Consider the following 21,211-nt stretch of genomic DNA (forward strand, 5'->3'; position numbering starts at 1 on the left):
AACATTTAAAATCTCTCATAAGTTGCTTTCCCACTTTGAATTTTGTTTTTTAGCTCAGAGAATATTTCTCCAATCTTGTATTCAATGGTTTTGGGATTGTCGGCTTTTTGTTTGAATGCAGCCAAATAAGGAAATAGCTTGCCATCTACAAACTGAACCAAGTCTGGTCCTGTTAGGGCAACGTGATGGTCCACTTCGAGAACCTCAGTGTCCACGCACTTTCTCCTTTAGGCATTGCCCTTTTGGCCCAACATTGCTCTTCATCTAATGGCAAACTGTGACTATTTCTCAGCACCAAATTCGGCTTCGTCTGCTTTGTCTTGTTCTAATTCGTCTAAGTAACGTAAGGTATGCACCCAAGAGGTTGGCTCTCTTGATCAGATTAACTGTCTGCCTGGATCTTTATAAAGCAGGTCGTCTATATTTTTAAATGTTTGTTCGAACATGTGTTTTATTTCTTCTTTTTATGGCTCTTGTAGAGCATAGGCTAAAAATAGCTCTTTTGTTGTTTTTAGCCTTGGCTTATGCGTTGAAAAAAGCAACTAAAGGTTATAAAGGTATTTTTAATTTGATCCATACGGTTACGGGAAACCATATTACAGCTTATAATTTATTTGGGTAGCGTAAACAGTAAACAAAAAAATCGAGGTGTTGCCTCGATTTTTTTGTTTGTTTTGTTTTACTCAGGATTATTTGAAATTCAGGGTTTGTGTATGGTTTGCTGCATGTAACAAGATTTAGTGAATACAAATGAGGTCTGGGGAATTACACAAGGGTTTTGTGAGTATAGGTGAGGGCTGCTTGATTAAATTTATTATTTGGGTTGTTAGGAAAGTTTTAATATTCTAATACTATTGTCTTTCGGTCATAGCATCTTGTGCTTTTTAAAATCAGTTATTCCCTCAGACCAAGAGTAGTTTTTTTTCTGTTCCGTGTTTAATCGCATTCAATAGTTTTTCCTTTTTGATATCTATTTCATTAATGAAATAGACTTTGTCTAAGTCATTAATTATGTTTTCAAATGTATGATTCTCTTCAACTTTTTATAATTATTCGCGTGAGTGCATTAAGCTGTGAACAACCAGTCCAAATTTGATAATGGTTGGTTTGAGGGTACATTATCTATAAAAACACGCCCGTATTCGGAAACACATTTTTCATAAAAATCCTTCATTGATGGACCTGCCATTATCAATCCTAAAAAGTCAATATTTTCAGCCTTAGGTTTAGGATTTACTTCAATTTTGCCACGATTGGATACAACCATTTCAGGAATATCACCATTAACTAAGTTTATAAATTTAGGGTAGTTTCCGTGCCTTATACTTGCAAATTCTTTATTGAATTTAGTTTCTTTTTTACGTGCTTTCATTATTTTCAAAACGTATCCAAGTACAATTCCAATAATGTATTTTTCTGCTTTCATTCTTAATTGCAATGGTGATGTATATGAAAATAGTAGCTTGAAAATAGCGATGTTTTCTATTAAACTGGATCTAGCACAAATAAACTGAAACCTCTCATAAAGGAGATAATAGCTATGTTTTGTGATCACGTGTTAGCTCGCGTATGTTATTCGAAATCTCTTTCTCTCACACCTTTCTTATCACGTCTTGCTTCAACCGCAATCCTTAATTCTTTTCGTAAATCATTTCCATTCTTTACTCCATGTATTTTTATTATTGGAGAAGATTTGTCTGATGTAACTAATAAAATTGTTGATAATCCGAACATTCTTAAAAAAAACGGTTCTTCTAATCTAATATCTTTAATACGATACAATTCTGTCTCGTCTGTTTTCTAGAAAAAATACCAGTTTGTTCAATAATTCTTTCTTCTGTAACCTCATGATTTAGTAAACTTAGTTTTAAAATCGAACTAAAAACATTATTAAGCCTAATCCAAATACAGGCAAAAGGATTAAACACAAAATGTAAAATCAAAATTTGTCACCTGTGAAGGCGAACGTTTTTCCCAAAATTAATTTTCTTCTTCCATAATAATCATTGTTTAAATTAACATTTAACAATCTATCTGTTTAATAAAAAAATCATTTGTCTATATTTAGTCAAGTTTGAAATTAACTACATCGACCTTGAAATGATGAATCCTAAACAAACTTAATTTTAAATGTGCAATGACATCACATATGCCAACTAACGTTTGTGTATGGCTCATGTGTAAATGAAGCCAAATACTGACACCAGTTATACACAAGCAAGAATTTTTTAATTTTTTATTACCTTTTCAATAAGCCAAATTAAAAAATTTGTGACCTGAGTAAATATATGGCTTAGACTTAATTAAGCATTGTTTATTTATGAGATATATACGACAGTTAGTATTAGTTAATTAATGGTGAATCATTAGTTTTGATAAATTGTCTATGAATTCAATAGTCGTTCCATTATCTGTATATTTCTGGCAGTAGTACAAGTTGATTTTTCATTTATATTTTAGTCTGTTGAGTAAAAGTATATCATTACCCAATGTAAAAGTAACATCATTTACAGTGGCAGAAATCGTATAAGAGCCATTATTCTCAAATGGGCTGCCACAAGGCTCTGTATTATTGTCATATAGTATTTCTGTGAAATTGCCAGAAGAATCCCAGCTGTATGTTTCTTGTAAATCACATTCATCCTGCGAAAGGCTTGTTCCGTTTTCCGTTGATGATACAAGCCGCCAAGTTCCAAGAATTAGCTCGGTAGCGTTTTCGGTGTTGTTGTTTCCTCCTTCGTCATCTGAAGAACAACTAGATAAGGCTATCATTAAGAATAGCTAAAATTGGGAACAGATCTTTTTCATTTTTGTATTTTATTTTTGCTCCTATATGTGGCTTTCAGACCACGCCTTGTTTTTATTTGTACTATCTATTTTGACAGAAGTAGTTAGTTATTTTATGATTTGAAAAGGAATGAACTTTATTTTCATGTTCTCATTAAGTAATTGTTCTTTTCAATTATTCGTCCAAACTAATACTACTTTTACAACTTTCCTTACAGTAATCCAGCAGCTTCTTCATTTTTTTAAGGTTAAGCACGAAGAATACAGGGAAGGGCTATTTTCAGGGTTTGGCAAATCATTCTACCTTTCAGTATATTTATTGCCACTGTTGTGTAACTCTTGTAGGTACACAAGCTTTTACGTGGTCAAAATAGGCTTCTGTTTGATCTGGTATTCTAGGTAACTTTATACTTTCTTAAATGGGTCAAGAGTTCTTAAAACACCCTATAATTAAGGAGTTTCTTTTGGGAATGGGCTAGTGTAGTTCTTGGAACTGGGTGTAGGATTTTTAGCCGCTAGCAGGACACCCTTTTCTTAAATAGGCATAACAACAGGCCTATTTATTTTTGGGCTTGCAGTTCTAAAAAAGATACTGATAGGTAATTCTTGGGGTTACTTCCCAATACAAAACTGACTAAAAATATTACCCAGCAATTCATCGTTAGTGATCTCACCGGTAATAATGCCTAACGACTCGGCTGTAGCGCGTATGTCTATGGCAAGAAACTCGCTGGAGATATCGTTTTCTATTCCTGTTTGTACTTCTAGCAAAGAGCTATAGGCCATTTGTAATGCATCATAATGTCTGGCATTACTCACTATAGAATCATCTTGAGAAAGGGCACCGCTATTAAAACTTTGTACCAGAGCCGTTTTTAATTCGTCTACACCAGCGTGAGATTTGGCACTGAGCGAAATCAGAATGGTATCTGGTGATTTCTTTTGAATTTGTTTGGTAATTTCAGCATGCTCGAGTCCTGATATCTGATCGATCTTGTTTAAAATAACTACCAAAGGTTTATCAGGGAATTTTTCGCGCATAATTTGTATGCGCATCAAGCAATGAATAATATTAGGAGCGGTATGGAGTTGGGTAGCATCGAGTAGGTATAAAACTAGTCTGGACTGTTCTGCCTTAGCATAAGAACGCTTAATGCCCATACCTTCTATAGTATCTGTTGTCTCTCGCAAGCCTGCCGTATCAATAAGTCTAAAGCGCACTCCTTCTATATTAATTTCATCTTCAATAGCATCTCGTGTGGTTCCCGCAATCTCGCTTACAATAGCTTTTTCTTCATTGAGCAAGGCGTTCAATAAAGTTGATTTCCCTACGTTAGGCTCGCCTATTATAGCGACTGGAATACCTGTTTTTAATACATTTCCTAAAGCAAAGGAGTCGATGAGTTTTCTCAAGGTGTGCTGACTGTTATTCAATAAGGTTCGGAGCTCATCACGGTTGGCAAAGGCAACGTCTTCCTCACTAAAATCCAATTCTAACTCTATCAAGCTAGCAAAGTTGAGTAATTGTGATCTCAAGTTTTTTAACTCACTAGAAAAACCACCTCGCATTTGCTGTAGGGCGATCTGGTGTGCCGTCTCGCTTTCACTGGCGATTAAATCTGCTACGGCTTCTGCTTGTGAAAGGTCCATTTTTGCATTTAAAAATGCCTGTAAGGTAAATTCTCCTGCTTGTGCCATACGCGCACCATGCTTTAAGCAAACCGCAATGACTTCTTGTTGGATATATATGGAACCGTGACAGGATAGTTCTACTACATGCTCGCCAGTGTATGATTTTGGCGCCACAAATTTGGTCAATACTACTTGATCTATTACTCGGTCGCCATTATAGATGTGTCCGAGAGTGACCGTATTGGCTCCTAATTGATTATAGGTTTCTTGTAATGATTTTGATTCCGCTTTCGCGAAAGCGGGAACAAAAATAGCTCCTGCAATACGATGCGCATTGGAACCAGAGATTCTAATTACGGCTATAGCACCAGAGCCAGCAGGAGTTGCCAAGGCAACAATAGTATCATTTTTAAACATACTACAAAGGTAGTGGGAATCTAAAATAAAGATTAAAGAATAACTAAAAAATAACTTTACTAAGATTGGATTTACCCAGATTTAATTGAGTAAAAGAAAAAACTCCCTTGAAATGATTTTCAAGGGAGTTTTTAGATTGATGTTGAATTTAATGGATGATCAATTTTTTAGTAGCAGATCGATCGCCAGATTGTACCTTTATAACATAGATACCAGCACTGAATTTTGAGAGGTCTAAAGTTGTATTTGTGTCGTTTAAACGATAGAAATCAACCATTTGGCCTAAAGAGTCATAAATAATTAAATCAGTCTCATGCTGTAGCCTGTCCAATTCTAAAATGATAACACCATTTTCAGTAGGATTAGGATAGAAATTAAATAAGCTCTTATATTCTTCGTTCTCGCTTAACGTGCTATTGGAAAACTGTAATGAAAAACGGTTAGCCGCTGCAGCTCCAGTAATTGCGGGATCTACTGTAAAAGAAATTATATTTTCACCATTATTAAGATCATGATTGGTATTTAAATAGGCATCATGCAATTTGGCACTGATGCCAGTATTTAAATTATTCAGGACTATTTTAAAAGAATATGCCGTAGCACGGTAGTTTTGGATATCTAATGCGATTACCTCTCCACCTATAGGCATAGCTTTATTCTCAATACTGAAGCGCAAGCCATTATTAAGGCTTGCGATATTTTCGTCTAAGTTATCCAATTTGATGGCATCTTCTATAGTAACGGCATTGTTTCCATCTAAAAACATTCTTAATTCATCGGTTCTAATATCATTTCCTTGATAATCTTTGTTCAGAGCAACTGAAATAAAGGGTCGCTGTGAAGGTGTTGAAAAAAAGCCGATGGAGTTTCCATTAGTCTGCTTGTCGCTTTCTTTAAAATCTAGAGAAGCAGGACCGTTGGCTATAGTGGATACAAAAAAGCTCTGTCCTGGCTGGATAAACTGATTGGCGACTGGAGTACCATTGTTGACAGTAACAGTTTCATACGCACCACGGGTATTAGCGTTGGGATTCCAAACGTAAATAAAGTTAGGATTTACATTGTTTTTAGTTACCTGCGCTATATCTACAGTAGCTTGGTATGGGTTACCCACAAAGCTAAAACCATTTACAACAGGGTTCAAAGGGCCTGTATTAACGCTCGAAGCTAGATTCAGTGTTCCAGTTGCTCTTAAGGTAACGTTACTATTAACCGGGTCTGCAGGAACAGATCCCAAATTATAATTGCGATCTCCTCGTACCATCAAACGATAAGGCGCTCCTGCGGTTAAAATATCAGTATTGGAATTGGTCCTTGTTACTGCTGCCCACTGACCTGTAGTATGATTAAAATCAAACATGGATGGGTTATTGGTTCCTGTGGTATCAAAACCATTAGTAGCACCTCCATTTCCTGTAATGTGCGTTCCTAAACCAGCTGCTGTTCCTCCATTTTCTTGCCAATTTTCAAAAATTGAACCCGAAGTAGTTACGGCTGAGGTTACAAATCTAAAAGCACGACGGCTATTGTCTAATGCAGGTATAAACCTATTGACTTCGACCGGTTGTGAGATGCTAGCATTAGGGCCGTTAATCAATTGAGCGCTTCCCGAGCTACTACTGCTAAATGTTAAGGTGCCTATATTGTTGATACTATCATTTAAGGTCAGCACCTGATCTGGATCGATGGTAAGACTTTTACCAGAGTTAATGGTTAGTGAATTATTTATAATAGGACTAGTGTTAACGGTCACATTATGATCTATGGTAATTTGATCCGTACTTGCAGGCGGGTTACCATTGGTCCAAGTACTATTGTCTGCATATAATCCATCAGTAGCAGTTGTGGCAACCCCAAAAATCTGATCGTCTGGATAACTATAGTATGTGGTGATGCTAAGGGGTTGATTTCCGTAATTTCCTGAAGTTTGGAAACCACCGCCATATCCTTCGTTAGAAAGAAATCCGTTGCTCCCGTTGAGATAAGTAGCTACAAAATCAAAGCCATTAGCGGGAGTTGTGCCCAAATCCGTATAGCTAAAAGTCATTTGAAAAGAACTAGATGTGTTAGATCCCGGATGACCTACAGCCACAACAAAAGGTAGTCCACCATTACTAACAAATCCCGTAGCTGGAATACTCCACAAACCACCAAACGAAGTATTTACTGCAATTGCATGAGTGGCTTCAAAGCCAGGTGGAAAGCTTATGTCAGAAGCATCGAAACCGGCCGAGCTGATAGCCCGTCTGTGAACATCATTTTCGTCATCCACATTGGCATCTATAACTGTTCTGCCTGACACGCCCGTGTCAAAATAGATCACCAAAGTATCATTAAAATCACCACCAACTCCCTTATTGAAGTCTATGGTGACTGTTCCAGCATTTTCGCTAATACTTAGGGAGCTGCCACCAATTGCACTACCAAAACCACTGTTTCCATTAGCTGTAAAGCTTACTTGAGCGATTCCATAAGAGACAATAAGCGACGTAATTGAGCAAAGTACGTATTTGAAATTCATGGTAATTACTTATTAAATGATTAAAATCGGGAAGAAAAATAAAATAATTATTAAGTGGTGTAAAATGTTTTTTTAAAAAATAACGAAATCGATGTAGTATCAAACAAATATTATAATTATAAGATATATTTGATATGTTATCGATTAAAATGTACTCTAAAGAAGAAGCAAAGAATGTAAGACAACAGTTCTGGATTATGTTTGGAAAGCGATACGATCGCAAATGGTTGTTGTACGACACAAAACTAAAAAATGTGATACTCAAATTTTCATTTGAAGATAGGCGGGCATTGGTATCTATAGATATCACTCATGATGATAGCATTTTTAGAGCTTATTACTATGAAAAATTAATAAGCCTTAAAAATATAATGAAGGAAGAGGTGAGTGAGGAACTTATTTTTGAAGAGAATTATGTAGTGGAATCAGGTAAGACTATTTCTAGAGTATTTGTCACATGCGAAGGTGTAAAAATACAGAAGAAACACGACTGGCCTAAGGTTTATGAGTTTTTTTACACCTATATGGATCGCTTAGAGTTTTTCTTTAGGGAGTATCAAGACTTTATCGACAACTAGTTGTAGACCTTTTTATTTTTTAAAAAAAGGAAGTAATGATAAGACTCAGGCATTCTAATTTAAAAAAAAACAAATAAATAGGAAAATGTTACGAACATTTATAACTGTTCTCTGGTATATAAAACTTGCGCATTAATTTGCTCATAATTTTCATTAAATTGAGCGAGTAAATGTGGAATATCCTGCATGTCCTTTTTGTTTTTTGCACGATCTTCTATTTCTTGTAAAATAGTTGCCATTCCTGTAATTCCTAAGGTTCTATAACTAGATTTTACTTTATGGGCTTGCATTCCTGCAGTCCCATAATCGCCACTTTCTATGCTTTGTTGGAGCAAAAGACAGTCTTCAGGTACTTCTACCATGAAAATATCTAAAATAGAGCTGAGGATGTCTTTGTCATTGTCAAAAGACTCTCTGAGATCAGTTAGTGGAAGTATAGTTAAAGGCATAAATCAAAGCTTTAAAATTATAGAAAAGGCGATAAAGTAAGTCAATATACATCAACTGATAGAGTAATCGAATTAAAATTTGATAATCATCAGTAAAAGCAACTTTTACTGATGATTTGTATGATTAACCTAGCCAACCATCACGATCTAGGCTTCTATATTGAATAGCCTCAGCAATATGAGTTGAATTTACTTGTTCTATAGCAGCTAAGTCAGCGATAGTTCTAGCAACTTTGAGTATGCGATCATATGCTCTGGCGCTTAGATTTAATCGTTCCATTGCATGTTTAAGCATTTGTTTGCTTTCCTCGTCAAGAGTGCAGTATTTTCTAATATCTTTTACGGTCATTTGTGCATTGTAATGTGTTTTTTCATTTTTGCTGAAGCGTACGGTTTGAATGTCTCTAGCTGCAGTAACACGTTCCCTAATAACAGTTGATTTTTCTGCAAGTCGCTCTTCAGTTAGTTTTTCAAAAGGCACAGGAGTTACTTCAATATGAATATCAATGCGATCGAGCAGTGGTCCAGAAATTTTTCCTAGATAGCGTTGCATTTCAGATGGACTGCTTTGCACTGGGGCATTCGGATCATTAAAATACCCACCCGGGCTTGGATTCATGCTGGCTACCAGCATAAAACTGGAGGGGTAAGTAACTGTGAACTTTGCTCTTGAGATGGTTACCTCTCGATCTTCTAAAGGTTGGCGCATCACCTCCAACACCGTTCGTTTAAATTCGGGTAATTCATCTAAAAATAATACGCCGTTATGACTAAGAGAAATTTCACCAGGTTGGGGGTAGGCACCACCGCCGACTAAGGCCACATCTGAAATGGTATGATGAGGACTTCTAAAAGGCCGTTGCGCCATCAATCCTGATTTTTCTTGTGTACGACCAGCAACGCTATGAATTTTGGTAGTTTCTAAGGCTTCATGCAAGGTCATTGGAGGTAATATAGAAGGCAATCTTTTAGCTAGCATGGTTTTTCCCGCACCCGGTGGACCTATTAAAATGATATTATGCCCTCCTGCAGCGGCGATTTCCATGCATCTTTTGATTGATTCTTGACCTTTGACGTCTGCAAAGTCAAATTCTGGGTGTTCTAGTGCTTGAAAGAATTCATCTCTAGTATCCACAATAGTTGGTTCCAGCTCTTCTTGTTCATTGAAAAAATTAATTACTTTCAGAATGTTATCTATTCCATACACATGAAGGCCATCTACAATTGCTGCTTCTCTTGCATTTTGTTGAGGTAAAATAAACCCTTTATACCCTTCCTCTCGTGCTTTAATGGCAATAGGTAAAGCTCCTTTTATCGGCTGTAACTGTCCGTCGAGAGAAAGCTCTCCCATAATGATATAATCTTTAAATAAATCGCTGTTAATTTGTCCAGAAGCATTAAGTATTCCTAGTGCAAGGGGCAAGTCGTAGGCACTTCCTTCTTTTCTCAAATCGGCTGGAGAGAGATTAAGTATCAATTTCATGCCAGGCATTTTATAACCCACGTTTTTAAGGGCGGCAGTAATACGGTAAGAACTTTCGCTTATCGCTTTATCTGGAAGTCCAACTAGATGATAGCCTATTCCTCTATCGGCATTGACTTCTACGGTAATTGTGGTAGCTTCAATACCAAAAACAGCACTTCCGTAAATTTTTGTCAACATAAACCAGGTTTTTCTGAAATGTAAGGTCGTGGAAAGCTTTTCAATTATTCTTGCCGTTACTAATGGAAACTAGAAATGACATCAAACAAAAAAATAAATGGAGCCGAAGCTCCATTTAAGCAACTTTTAAAAAGCTGCAGTGGTGAAATGTAATTAGCAGTCCCCTAACCCTTCTAATCACTTATGCAACCACCGGTCCAAAAATAATTAATAGTTTAAAACAAAAATTATGCACACTTAAATAATTACCTAAAGGTTATTTATTTTAGATTAAATGTAAGATTTTACCTATTAAAAGAGTTTTATATCATTAAAATCATCGATAAAGTGAATTATGTATTCATTTTATAAATGCGTATTCCTTGAAAAACCTGCTGTCTTTGTAATGTTGGGTTTTACCATACTCAAGTATAGTGACATGAGGTTTTAGTAATTCATTTAGCTCATAGGTAAAAAATAGATAATGATGTAGTTTAGTCTAATTGGTACATAGGTGTTGCCTGCTACAAGCAACGGTACGTTTTTAGTAATTCTTCCGGAACTGTAAAAACCTGTAATAAAGAAATAACTTAACCTCATTTATTTATGCTTGATGCGAAGAGCTAACAGATTAGGAGAGGGCCTACCTGTGATTTTTAAAACTTGTTAACTTTGGTTGTTATAGGATAAAATAACTACATAGGTTTTTTAAACCTAAGGGCTCTATTTTTCTATTTGTTAGAGAAGATGTTTGATCTATTTTTAATTGTGTTGCGACTTGTAGGGGGGTATTTTTGGAAGAACACGATTACTCTTTCTTCAATACGGAAGCTGTTTGCTATTTAGTAAAAAGGGTTGCTTCTTATTATTTTACTTTTAAGAAGTATCGAAGTAAGTAAGTAGTTGTGAACAGGAGCTAAGTATGGGGGACTAGTAAAAGGGATTTCAAAAGACAATCGGCCGTTAAAAAGGACTTTTAGTGCTGTAACAAGCTTATATTTACCGCAGAGAAAATAATTGTAAAAAAAATACATTATCTATTGTAGGTAATATAAGAGTTGCTATATTTGCAGCCGATTAAAAATGAAGGTTTTTAAGCCTTTTTACATATAGACACAGATTTCAAGCTATGGCACAGAAGAGAACATACCAACCAAGTAAAAGAAAAAGAAGAAACAAGCACGGTTTCAGAGAGCGCATGGCTTCTGTAAGTGGTCGTAAAGTTCTTGCACGTCGTAGAGCTAAAGGACGTAAAAAACTATCTGTTTCTACTGAAAGAAGACACAAGAGGTAATGAGTTACTTATAATCATATAATGGGCGTTAATTCTTTAGAATTGACGCCCTTTTTTATACCCAAATTTTACGATATTTAAGCTTTAGAAAAATACACTACAATGCCAAAAAGAAACGACCTCAAATCCATTTTATTAATAGGTAGTGGACCGATCATCATAGGTCAAGCTTGTGAGTTTGATTATGCTGGTTCTCAATCACTAAGATCCCTACGGGAAGAAGGTATTGAAACTATCTTAATCAACTCCAACCCAGCAACCATCATGACTGATCCAAGTATGGCAGATCATGTTTATTTATTGCCATTGAATACCACTTCTTTAAGAAAAATTTTAAAGGAGCATCCACAAATTGATGCAGTTTTACCTACTATGGGTGGTCAAACAGCATTAAATTTATGTATCGAGGCCCAAGAAAAAGGGATCTGGGAAGATCATGGTGTAGATTTAATAGGTGTTGATATTGACGCTATTAATATTACAGAGGACAGAGAGAAGTTTAGAAAATTGATGGGTGAAATAGGTATCGGGATGGCACCTCAAGCTACCGCTACATCATTTTTGAAAGGAAAAGAAATTGCTCAAGAATTCGGTTTTCCATTATGTATTCGTTCTTCTTTTACTTTAGGAGGTGCTGGTGCTGCGATTGTTCATAAAGAAGAAGATTATGACGAGTTATTGACCATGGGACTAGAGGTATCTCCTATCCATGAAGTCATGATTGATAAAGCTCTTTTGGGTTGGAAAGAATATGAATTAGAATTACTGCGTGATAAAAATGATAATGTAGTTATTATCTGTACCATCGAGAATATGGATCCTATGGGAATCCATACAGGAGATTCTATTACGGTAGCACCTGCAATGACTTTGTCAGATCGTACGTATCAAAAGATGCGCGATATGGCTATTCACATGATGCGCAGTATTGGTGAATTTGAAGGTGGCTGTAATGTACAATTTGCAGTAAGTCCAGATGAAAGAGAAGAGATCATTGCTATTGAGATCAATCCTCGTGTATCTCGATCATCAGCTTTAGCAAGTAAAGCTACAGGTTATCCTATCGCAAAAATTGCTACTAAATTAGCCCTAGGTTATACACTAGACGAGTTGAACAACCAGATTACTGGTAACACTTCAGCTCTTTTTGAACCTACTTTAGATTATGTTATTGTAAAAATACCTCGCTGGAATTTCGATAAATTTGAAGGTGCAGATCGTACATTAGGTCTTCAAATGAAAGCGGTAGGTGAAGTGATGGGTATAGGTCGCTCGTTTCAAGAAGCCCTTCACAAAGCCACACAGTCGCTAGAAATTAAGCGCAACGGTCTTGGAGCAGATGGAAAAGGCTATACCGATTATAACCAAGTAATTGAAAAACTAACTAACGCCAGTTGGGATCGTGTTTTTGCATTATACGATGCTGTTGCTATGGGAATCTCATTGGAGCGCATTCACGAGATTACCAGAATAGATATGTGGTACTTAAAGCAGTTTGAAGAACTCTTCTTACTAGAAAAAGAAATCGGGAAGTTTGATGTGAGCACGCTTTCGCGAAAGCTACTACTAGAAGCAAAACAAAAGGGATTTGCTGACCGTCAAATCGCACATATGTTGGGATGTCTCGAGTCTGAGGTCTACACATTGCGTGAGGAAATGAATGTCAACCGAGTTTATAAATTGGTGGATACCTGTGCGGCAGAGTTCAAGGCAGATACTCCTTATTACTACTCGACTTTTGAGGCAGACATTGAAACTGCTGATGGGAAACGCTACGTGGAAAACGAAAGTATCGTGTCTGATAAAAAGAAAGTAATCGTTTTAGGTTCTGGTCCTAACCGTATAGGGCAAGGAATTGAGTTTGATTACTGTTGTGTTCACGGCGTTTATGCTGCTCAGGAATGTGGCTATGAAACTATCATGATCAACTGTAATCCAGAAACGGTTTCTACCGATTTTGATACAGCAGATAAATTGTATTTCGAACCAGTCTTTTGGGAACATATTTACGACATCATACGTCATGAACAACCAGAAGGTGTGATCGTACAATTAGGTGGTCAGACCGCTCTAAAACTAGCTGAAAAACTAGATCGATACGGAATAAAGATTTTGGGTACCAGCTATAAAGCACTCAACCTCGCTGAAGATCGCGGATTGTTCTCTAAATTATTACAAGATAATGATATCCCTTATCCAGAATTTGCTACAGCAACTACACCTGCTGAAGCGCTCGCCGCGGCAGACGAATTGAACTTTCCTATCTTGGTAAGACCTTCTTATGTGCTCGGAGGACAAGGAATGAAAATCGTAATCAATAAAGATGAGCTCGAAGAACACGTAGTAGATATTTTAAGAAAAATACCTAATAATGTGCTCTTACTCGATCATTATCTAGATGGAGCTATAGAAGCAGAAGCAGATGCGATCTGCGATGGAGAAAATGTCTATATCATCGGTATTATGGAGCACATAGAACCTTGCGGAGTGCACTCTGGAGATTCTAACGCTTTGCTACCGCCTTTTACATTAGGGGATCTGGTGATGCAACAAATTAAAGACCATACTAAAAAGATTGCACTAGCATTAGAAACGGTAGGTTTGATCAATATTCAGTTTGCGGTTAAAGATGATATGGTATATATCATTGAAGCTAATCCAAGAGCATCACGTACGGTTCCATTTATAGCAAAGGCTTACGGAGAACCTTATGTGAACTATGCTACAAAAGTGATGTTAGGACACAACAAGGTGACCGATTTTGATTTCAACCCTCAACTGGATGGTTATGCGATCAAGCAACCTGTATTTTCATTCAATAAATTCCCTAACGTGGACAAGCGTCTAGGACCAGAAATGAAATCTACAGGAGAAAGCATCTTGTTTATCGACAGCTTAAAAGACGATGCGTTTTATGATTTATACGCGAGACGCAGAATGTATTTGAGTAAGTAAAAGTTGTCAGTTCGAGCTATAGTCGAGATCGATTCCACATCGAGATTATTAAATGAGGTCTAGACCAAGCCTTTGCTGAAATTTATGCAGTGCTCGACCAAGCATTTTACAGTATGAAATGTTACAAAAGAGAACCCTAAAAGCAACTAACTTTTAGGGTTTTCTTGTTGGTAGACCTTGAGTTTCGCTTTCGCGAAAGCGAGGACATATGAAAGCATTATGGGTCAGTTGGAGCGCAGTCGAGAAGGGCGAGATTTCAAGATATAGGAAGACCTTCTGATATTCTTAAAATTATTATTGTTTAAATACTTGTCAAGACATAACTAAAATGTTACTTTTAGAATATGGAAGATATAAACAAAGAGCGCATATATAAGCATACCAGAAATGTGCAATGGTTGATCCTGTTTTACTCCATTATCTTTTTAAGCCGATTTGTTTTAAGTTTCGGCTTTCCAGATTTTTATGACCAGTTCTTCCGTGATGCGGTGCCATTCCTATTTATTACGGCATTAGGTTTACCAATTACAGCTTATGCTATTTGGTATGTTCTTCAAGTAGCTCCCATGCGACAGCTTTCAAAAACGAATAAAGTTTTGGGATTGTTATTTTTAGGAATCATAGGCATGTGGATGACGTTTCCTTTGATTTATAAGATCCGGAAGCAGTTAGAAAGAAAACAATCCGGGTTTAGTTTTGGAAAATAGTAAGGGTTCCTTTTCCACCCACTAACTACTGATTTTATATTCAAAGCCCCAGAAGTTGATAGCTTCTGTGGCTTTGTTGTTTTTATGGATATTGTTTCGCTTTCGCGAAAGCGAAACAATCCCTATCTTCATTCCTTAAAAGCTATTTCATGAAAAAGATTCTATTGCTATCTGTTGTATTCATTTCTACAGCGGTATTTGCTCAAAAAGTAGATTACAAAGCGCTAGACAACTACATCTCTCAGACACAAAAAGACTGGAATATTCCTGGCTTGAGTGTTGGTATTGTAAAAGACGGTAAAATAGTCTTTGAAAAGGGTTACGGTCAGATGGATGTAAATGAAAAGCAACAGCCAGATGAGCACACACTTTATGCGATTGCCAGTAATACAAAAGCTTTTACAGCGGCAATTATGGCACAACTGGTAGACGAGGGTAAAGTCAATTGGAAAGATAAAGTGCAAGATCATTTGGCGTATTTTGAGCTATATGATCCTGCGATAAGCAGGCTGGTGACTATTGAAGATTTGCTAAGTCACAATGTAGGACTTGGGACTTTTTCTGGTGATGTGATTTGGTACAAGTCTGAGTTGAGTACAGAAGAAGTGGTAAAGCGCATTAAGTTTGTTCCCCAAGCCTACGGATTCAGAGATGGTTATGGGTATTCTAATTTGATGTTTATTACCGCAGGGGCCTTGATAGAAAAAGTAACCGGCAAGAGCTTTAAAGAAAATGTGACGGAGCGTTTTTTGAAACCGTTAGAGATGCATGATACAGTGGTGAGCATTCAAGATTTTGGAAACAATACCAATGTGGCGACTCCTCATGCGCTGGATGCTAATAATAAGAATTATGCAATTCCATGGGTAGGTTGGGATAATGTGAAGTCTACAGGTGGAATGATCTCTAGCGTTCATGATATGAGCAAATGGATGATTCTCAACATGAATCACGGGGTAAAAGATCAGGACACTCTTTTTTCTATAGACAGCCGCAATACTATGTGGAATTTACACAACAGTTTTGGTGTAAATCAGGTAAAAAGAAATGCTACTGGATCCCAATATGCGGGTTATGGTTTGGGATGGTTTTTAGGTGATTATTACGGTAACTTTAGAGTGCGTCATGGCGGTGGTTACGACGGAATGATTTCTACAGTGCAAATGTTACCAGATGAAAAATTGGGTGTGTAGTGGTGCTGACCAATGGTGTGAAAGCACCAACCAATGCTATCGCCTATTACATATTAGATCGTTTCCTGAACAGAGATAAAAAAGACTGGAGCAAGGAAATGCTAGAAAGTTATGATCAATGGAAAGCAAGCGACACGAGAATAGCAGAAAGAAAGGAAAAGCAAATAAAAGGAACTCAGCCTATTCTCAAAAAAGAAGCCATCCTAGGAAGGTATCATGCAGATATTTATGGAAACTTTGAAGTGGTTGAAAAAGATGGAAAGCTCCAATTACTATGGGAACACACGCCATTATTGAACAGCAGTTTGAAGCATTTTAATTACGACTCCTATGAAGTATTATGGAAGGAGCCACAAGCCTGGTTCAGTTTTGGAACCATCAAATTTGAAAGTGATGCCTATGGAAAGGTAACAGGAATCACTTTTGATATTCCTAACGACGACTTCTTTTTTGATGAAATGAATGCTAAGAGAGTAGAATAGGAGCAAAGGAATAAAATAAAAAGGTGCAAACCGAATGTATCTGGACATTTTTTACTTATTCAAGCATAGTAGCATCAACGGCTACTTTTATTTGATCCGCTATTTTTTTTCTAACAACAGAGGGAATATCAATCTTGTAATCGGTAGGATTGATTTTAAAATCAGCGTGTAATTTACAACCCTTTTGAGTAGAGACAAGCTCTACTGGAATTTCTATATCATTTATAACTCCATGCATCTCGAGAGTTCCTTTAAATCTTAACGTCTGCCTGGAGCCGTCTTTTAGGTAATTCTCATAATTCAATAATGCACCTCTTAGAGTAGCTTTAGGATAGTCATCGCTTTCCATATAGTTTTCATTAAAATGTTCTTGCATCAAAGCAATAGGGAACCTGAAGCCTTTGATCAAAACCAGTGCTGCTAGGTTTCCTTGGTCATCAAGTACCACGGTGGTGCTATTATTAGTAGCTTGAATAGGTTCAAAAGAAGGTACAGAAGCTTCAAAGTGTATGCTTCCTGTTTTGGTCACCTTCTTTTGAGCATGGAGCGATAAAGAGCTTAGTAGTAATAAAATAAAAATATTTTTCATAAGATTAATTTTCTAGGTATCCATCAAGTTGCCACTGCAGAATAATGTCAATACTGTTTTGAGGTAATTGACCGCCTTGAGGCATGAGTAACGGGTCTCCTACACTTCTAGTAATTCGATCAATAACATTGCCGTTTTCTGTGGCGTTTCTAAATTGAGTATAGCTGCTATAACTATTATTTCCAGAAGCAGAATTATCGTTGTGACAGGACAAACATTGACTTTCTACAATTGGAAAAATGTCTGTAGTATACTTTATGGTTGTTGTAATCGGAGTATCGTCTACCAGATCATCCGGACTCGTATTAGAACAAGAGGCGAGTGTTAGAGCAGCAAATATGCTAAAAAACGTGTATTTCATGTCGGATTATTTTGCTTTAAATATATAATTATGTGCAATATGTTATAAATTTAGAAGATATTTGGCATTACAGATGAAAAAAATAGTACTTATAGTTTTTTTTATTATCGTCATCCTAGGCATTCTTGGGTACAATTATTTGTATCAGGATCACCGTGACGTGGTAACAAGTAATGCAACGGCATCCTATACCTCTTCAGAACTTATAGATCTTTTTACTGATCAGGACAGCGCTAATGATACAGATGCATTAGATCAGGTGATTGAAGTTTCAGGGGTAGCCACTGCTACATCAACGAACTCTATAACTTTAGATGGTCAAGTATTTATAGAGTTCAACACGCCACACAAGGTTGCTTTAAATCAAACCTACACGTTAAAAGGTCGTTGTTTGGGATACGACGACTTACTGGAAGAAATTAAAATAGATCAAGCGATAGTTATAAACCCCTCTAATTAAAAATTTATGAAAAAGAACTACTCATTTTACAGTGTTTTAACCGCAATTCCTGTTGCATTATTGATACTTGTAAGTTTTTCAAGTGGTCAACCAGCTAGCTTTTCAGGATCACCTGGAGACGCCGGTAACACCTGTACCAATTGTCATGCTCCGGGAGCAACCCATAACGGTACACCATCACTTACTAGTGTGCCTGCGGCTTACATCGCAGGACAAACCTATGATATGAATCTTATGATTAATGGGTCTAGTGTGTCAAAATTTGGTTTTAATATCACAGCAGAAGTTGCTGGCGGAACTAAAGTAGGTTCTTGGACTGCAGGAGCAGGCACTCAATTGCGCAATGGGGGCACTGGATTAACACATACTTCTGCCGGAAACACTAGTAACAACTGGACGTTACGATGGACAGCGCCAGCTTCAGATCAGGGACCAGTAACTTTTTATTACGCCACCCTTCAAGCTAATAATAATGGAGCTAATAGTGGTGATCAAATGATTAATGGCCAGTCTTCTGCGGTGTTAACTAATGCAGACGAGTTGATCAGTTCCTTTAAATTGTTTCCTACTCATGTCGTAAATGACGTGACTATTGAATTGGCAAATTCTGAAGAAGCAGCCTTAACTATTTACAATATGAATGGACAGCCCGTATTACAACGCAGCATAGAACGACAAACCCAAATTGATGTGACTTCTCTGTCTACAGGAATTTATATCAGTCAGGTAATCGTAGGTGACAAAGTTTCTACTCAGAAATTCATCAAAAAATAAATAATAACCCATTAATTACAGCCGCTCTATTTGTTTAGGCGGCTTTTTTTGATATTATGAAACATCTATCCACCTTATTCGTATTCTTGTCGGCTCTAATTGCTGGCGCTCAAGAAGATTTATTAGAAGGACTCGATCCTGAGAAGGATCAAGAAGTAATCGCTACATGGAAATCATTGAAAGTGGTCAATTTTGAAACTACCAAATTAGTAGCTCCTAAAGAATTTCAATTGATCATCTCTCACCGTTTTGGAAGTGTAGAGAATGGTATCGATGACCTCTTCGGTATGGATAATGCCGTTACTCGATTTCAATTTGCTTACGGACTTACCGAATGGATGCATGTGGAAGCAAGTCGTACGGGCTTTAATAAAACCTACCAACTTGCCACAAAATTTAAATTAAAAAAACAACAAGAAGAAGGTGTTCCTTTTTCTATTGCTTTATTTACAGCAATAGATGCCAATACGGAATTAGATAAGTCCATTTACCCTAAATTAGAATTTATAGATCGACTGGGGTATACCGCTCAATTTATTATAGCTAGGAAAATATCTAAAAGATTGTCGGCCCAACTAAGTCCTACCTTATTCCACCAAAATTTTGTCGCTTTTGATCCACAAGACAATACGCAATATGCTATGGGATTAGGTGCCCGATATAAATTAACTAACAGGTGGAGTCTCAATGCCGATTACGGGTATCATTTGAATCGCGCAGACGGCAGTCCATTTGTAAATCCTTTAAGTATAGGTGTGGACCTGGAAACCGGAGGCCACGTTTTCCAAATGCATTTTACAAACGCTCAGCCTATGTTAACCAATGGTTTTTTGAGTCAAGCAACAGGCGACTGGACAGAAGGAAGGTTTTATTTTGGATTTAATCTGGTACGTGTTTTTTAAAGATTGATTTCTACATTATATTTCTTTAACTCTTCTTTATAGCTAGCGTCAGAGAAATTAGCGGTGTCAATTTCTCGGTTGCTTTTTATTTTTATTTTCTTCCTTTTTATGGCTCGTGCAAATCGGCGCACATGAGTTTCATTACTTATTTTAAGTCCAGGAACAGGTACGGTTGTTCCGTGCTCATCTTTGGCTACCATAGTAAAAAAAGAAGAATTACAATGCTTAGACTCGCCTGTTTGAATGTTTTCTGCATCTACACGTATTCCTACTACCATAGAAGAGGTACCTACGTAATTAACAGTGGCTTTGAGAGTCAACATCTCGCCTACCTCTATGGGTGCTTTAAAATCCACTACATCTACACTGGCCGTTACACAATAAACCCCACTGTGTTTTGAAGCGCAAGCAAACGCAATTTGGTCGATAAGGGAAAGCACATAGCCACCATGTATTTTGCCTGAAAAGTTAGCATTAGAAGGTAACATGAGTAGTGATAGCATCACTCTAGATTCTTCTGGGGATTTGAATTTATCTTTCATAATTTACGGGTAGTTCAATAATAGGTATAGGTATATCGCTTTCGCGAAAGCGGAATTTCAATAATTAATCTCGATTAAAATGAGGACTGTTCTCTCTTGTTACCTCTGTAATAAAGTATTTGGTATCGCCCCAAAAGAAGAAGGTTCCAATAAAGGTGGTCAGAACCCAACAGGTGTTTTTCTTTTTTCTTTATGAGTTGATCAGTCTGCAAGACAACATCGCCCAGAAAGTGTACTATTAAAAGTTTAATCAATACTTCCATCGCTCCCGTCTTTATAATAGTGTTTAAATACGCTTAAAACTTCTTGGGTTTCTTGCCAGTGAGCTCGGTTGAGTCTTCTACTAGCAGTAGCTTGTTGAACCCCTAGTTTTTTACCCAACTCTGCTTGAGTAATATGTGGTGTTTTGAACATCTCATAAACGGTAGCAGCAGCATTTTCTGTCCATTCATTCATGAAGAGGAGTGCCATTTTTAATAAACTATTCATATACACATCTAAGTGTCTACCGCTGTCTATCATTATTTCTTGCTTTTTAGACTTTAGTATATCCTGTAACTCTTCAGACTTTGTAAGTGCTGTTCCAGTAGATTTTGCAATATCGTTATCGATCATGGTTACGCTACCCAGACCTATGGCTATACGCACCTCCAGAAGTGCTGTCCTTTTTAATGCAGCTTTTAACTCTATAACACAATCAAGAGCCAGTTCGGGACGGTCCATCCATGCTAGGAAACTATCACCTCGGTAAATTAAGAACCGGTTGGGGCTTGAGTATCTTTTTAATACCTCTTCTATGGTCTTGAGATAGGCTATTGGTTGATTCTTCTGGGAACCTATAATATCACCGGCAAGTACTACTTCCATATCAGCTGTTTTAAATTATTACGTAAAAGCGTAATAATAACACATTATTACATTATTGC

21 protein-coding genes and 1 pseudogene are annotated in these 21,211 nt (G+C 36.9%); 9 read left to right on the forward strand and 13 right to left on the reverse strand.

Features of this window, described 5'->3' with window-relative positions; translation table 11 throughout:
• Positions 1–5 precede the first annotated feature (5 nt).
• The 6 genes and pseudogenes from KG732_RS09320 to KG732_RS09345 all read right to left on the reverse strand — a co-directional run bounded on the left by KG732_RS09320 (position 6) and on the right by KG732_RS09345 (position 7,357).
• A complete protein-coding gene (locus KG732_RS09320) occupies positions 6–215 on the reverse strand; it encodes a hypothetical protein (RefSeq protein WP_213522843.1) in 210 nt (69 codons plus the stop codon).
• An 851-nt stretch (positions 216–1,066) separates the two neighbouring features.
• Positions 1,067–1,426, reverse strand: a complete 360-nt coding sequence (locus tag KG732_RS09325; RefSeq protein WP_213522845.1) for a hypothetical protein — start codon at positions 1,424–1,426, stop codon at positions 1,067–1,069.
• A 146-nt stretch (positions 1,427–1,572) separates the two neighbouring features.
• Positions 1,573–1,788 (reverse strand): annotated as a pseudogene (locus KG732_RS09330) (PH domain-containing protein); the annotation flags it as partial.
• 657 nt (positions 1,789–2,445) lie between these two features.
• The gene (locus KG732_RS09335) at positions 2,446–2,772 is read right to left on the reverse strand and encodes a lipocalin family protein (protein WP_213522849.1); all 327 of its coding nucleotides are present in this window, start codon (positions 2,770–2,772) and stop codon (positions 2,446–2,448) included.
• A 627-nt stretch (positions 2,773–3,399) separates the two neighbouring features.
• On the reverse strand, positions 3,400–4,836 hold the full coding sequence (mnmE, locus tag KG732_RS09340) for a tRNA uridine-5-carboxymethylaminomethyl(34) synthesis GTPase MnmE (protein ID WP_213522851.1): 1,437 nt from the start codon (positions 4,834–4,836) through the stop codon (positions 3,400–3,402).
• Between the two features lie 148 nt (positions 4,837–4,984).
• On the reverse strand, positions 4,985–7,357 hold the full coding sequence (locus tag KG732_RS09345) for a T9SS type A sorting domain-containing protein (RefSeq protein WP_213522853.1): 2,373 nt from the start codon (positions 7,355–7,357) through the stop codon (positions 4,985–4,987).
• 134 nt (positions 7,358–7,491) lie between these two features.
• Between KG732_RS09345 and KG732_RS09350 the strand changes: the two genes are divergently transcribed.
• Positions 7,492–7,935, forward strand: coding sequence for a DUF4268 domain-containing protein (locus tag KG732_RS09350; protein WP_300980412.1), 444 nt, complete (start codon positions 7,492–7,494; stop codon positions 7,933–7,935).
• A 98-nt stretch (positions 7,936–8,033) separates the two neighbouring features.
• On the opposite strand, the gene KG732_RS09355 is transcribed toward KG732_RS09350, so the two are convergent.
• The gene (locus KG732_RS09355; protein ID WP_213522855.1) at positions 8,034–8,384 is read right to left on the reverse strand and encodes an Hpt domain-containing protein; all 351 of its coding nucleotides are present in this window, start codon (positions 8,382–8,384) and stop codon (positions 8,034–8,036) included.
• 124 nt (positions 8,385–8,508) lie between these two features.
• On the reverse strand, positions 8,509–10,047 hold the full coding sequence (locus tag KG732_RS09360) for a YifB family Mg chelatase-like AAA ATPase (RefSeq protein WP_213522857.1): 1,539 nt from the start codon (positions 10,045–10,047) through the stop codon (positions 8,509–8,511).
• A gap of 1,108 nt (positions 10,048–11,155) precedes the next feature.
• Here KG732_RS09360 and rpmH point away from each other — a divergent pair.
• The 5 genes from rpmH (at position 11,156) to KG732_RS09385 (ending at position 16,657) form a co-directional block, all read left to right on the forward strand.
• Positions 11,156–11,320: a 50S ribosomal protein L34 gene (gene rpmH, locus KG732_RS09365; RefSeq protein WP_015363895.1), complete on the forward strand. Its 165-nt coding sequence runs from the start codon at positions 11,156–11,158 to the stop codon at positions 11,318–11,320.
• A 102-nt stretch (positions 11,321–11,422) separates the two neighbouring features.
• Positions 11,423–14,275 (forward strand): carbamoyl-phosphate synthase large subunit, encoded by a 2,853-nt coding sequence (gene carB, locus KG732_RS09370; RefSeq protein WP_213522865.1) that lies wholly within the window; start codon positions 11,423–11,425, stop codon positions 14,273–14,275.
• A 344-nt stretch (positions 14,276–14,619) separates the two neighbouring features.
• Positions 14,620–14,982 (forward strand): hypothetical protein, encoded by a 363-nt coding sequence (locus KG732_RS09375; protein WP_213522867.1) that lies wholly within the window; start codon positions 14,620–14,622, stop codon positions 14,980–14,982.
• 149 nt (positions 14,983–15,131) lie between these two features.
• A complete protein-coding gene (locus KG732_RS09380) occupies positions 15,132–16,175 on the forward strand; it encodes a serine hydrolase (protein WP_213522869.1) in 1,044 nt (347 codons plus the stop codon).
• Positions 16,175–16,657, forward strand: a complete 483-nt coding sequence (locus tag KG732_RS09385; protein ID WP_213522871.1) for a DUF3471 domain-containing protein — start codon at positions 16,175–16,177, stop codon at positions 16,655–16,657. The genes KG732_RS09380 and KG732_RS09385 overlap by 1 nt, the downstream gene beginning before the upstream one ends.
• A gap of 55 nt (positions 16,658–16,712) precedes the next feature.
• Here KG732_RS09385 and KG732_RS09390 read toward each other — a convergent pair whose 3' ends face one another.
• The gene (locus KG732_RS09390; RefSeq protein WP_213522873.1) at positions 16,713–17,246 is read right to left on the reverse strand and encodes a YceI family protein; all 534 of its coding nucleotides are present in this window, start codon (positions 17,244–17,246) and stop codon (positions 16,713–16,715) included.
• Between the two features lie 4 nt (positions 17,247–17,250).
• Positions 17,251–17,607 carry a hypothetical protein gene (locus tag KG732_RS09395; RefSeq protein ID WP_213522875.1) on the reverse strand — a complete coding sequence of 119 codons (357 nt, stop codon included), beginning with the start codon at positions 17,605–17,607 and terminating at the stop codon, positions 17,251–17,253.
• Between the two features lie 73 nt (positions 17,608–17,680).
• Here KG732_RS09395 and KG732_RS09400 point away from each other — a divergent pair, with 73 nt between their 5' ends.
• From KG732_RS09400 to KG732_RS09410, 3 genes are read left to right on the forward strand one after another with little or no spacing between them, the layout of a single operon-like run.
• A complete protein-coding gene (locus KG732_RS09400) occupies positions 17,681–18,067 on the forward strand; it encodes a hypothetical protein (protein ID WP_213522877.1) in 387 nt (128 codons plus the stop codon).
• A gap of 6 nt (positions 18,068–18,073) precedes the next feature.
• Positions 18,074–18,841: a choice-of-anchor V domain-containing protein gene (locus tag KG732_RS09405; RefSeq protein ID WP_213522879.1), complete on the forward strand. Its 768-nt coding sequence runs from the start codon at positions 18,074–18,076 to the stop codon at positions 18,839–18,841.
• A gap of 56 nt (positions 18,842–18,897) precedes the next feature.
• Complete coding sequence (locus KG732_RS09410; protein WP_213522881.1) at positions 18,898–19,743, forward strand: DUF5777 family beta-barrel protein; 846 nt, start codon at positions 18,898–18,900, stop codon at positions 19,741–19,743.
• Here the strand turns inward: KG732_RS09410 and KG732_RS09415 are convergent.
• From KG732_RS09415 to KG732_RS09425, 3 genes are all read right to left on the reverse strand, one after another.
• On the reverse strand, positions 19,740–20,285 hold the full coding sequence (locus KG732_RS09415; RefSeq protein ID WP_213522883.1) for an acyl-CoA thioesterase: 546 nt from the start codon (positions 20,283–20,285) through the stop codon (positions 19,740–19,742). The genes KG732_RS09410 and KG732_RS09415 overlap by 4 nt on opposite strands.
• 74 nt (positions 20,286–20,359) lie before the next feature.
• The gene (locus KG732_RS09420; RefSeq protein ID WP_213522885.1) at positions 20,360–20,548 is read right to left on the reverse strand and encodes a DUF3307 domain-containing protein; all 189 of its coding nucleotides are present in this window, start codon (positions 20,546–20,548) and stop codon (positions 20,360–20,362) included.
• Positions 20,532–21,152, reverse strand: coding sequence for a SatD family protein (locus tag KG732_RS09425; RefSeq protein ID WP_213522887.1), 621 nt, complete (start codon positions 21,150–21,152; stop codon positions 20,532–20,534). The genes KG732_RS09420 and KG732_RS09425 overlap by 17 nt, the downstream gene beginning before the upstream one ends.
• Between the last annotated feature and the right edge of the window lie 59 nt (positions 21,153–21,211).

It is taken from the genome of Nonlabens sp. (assembly GCF_018401815.1).
Lineage (GTDB): Bacteria > Bacteroidota > Bacteroidia > Flavobacteriales > Flavobacteriaceae > Nonlabens.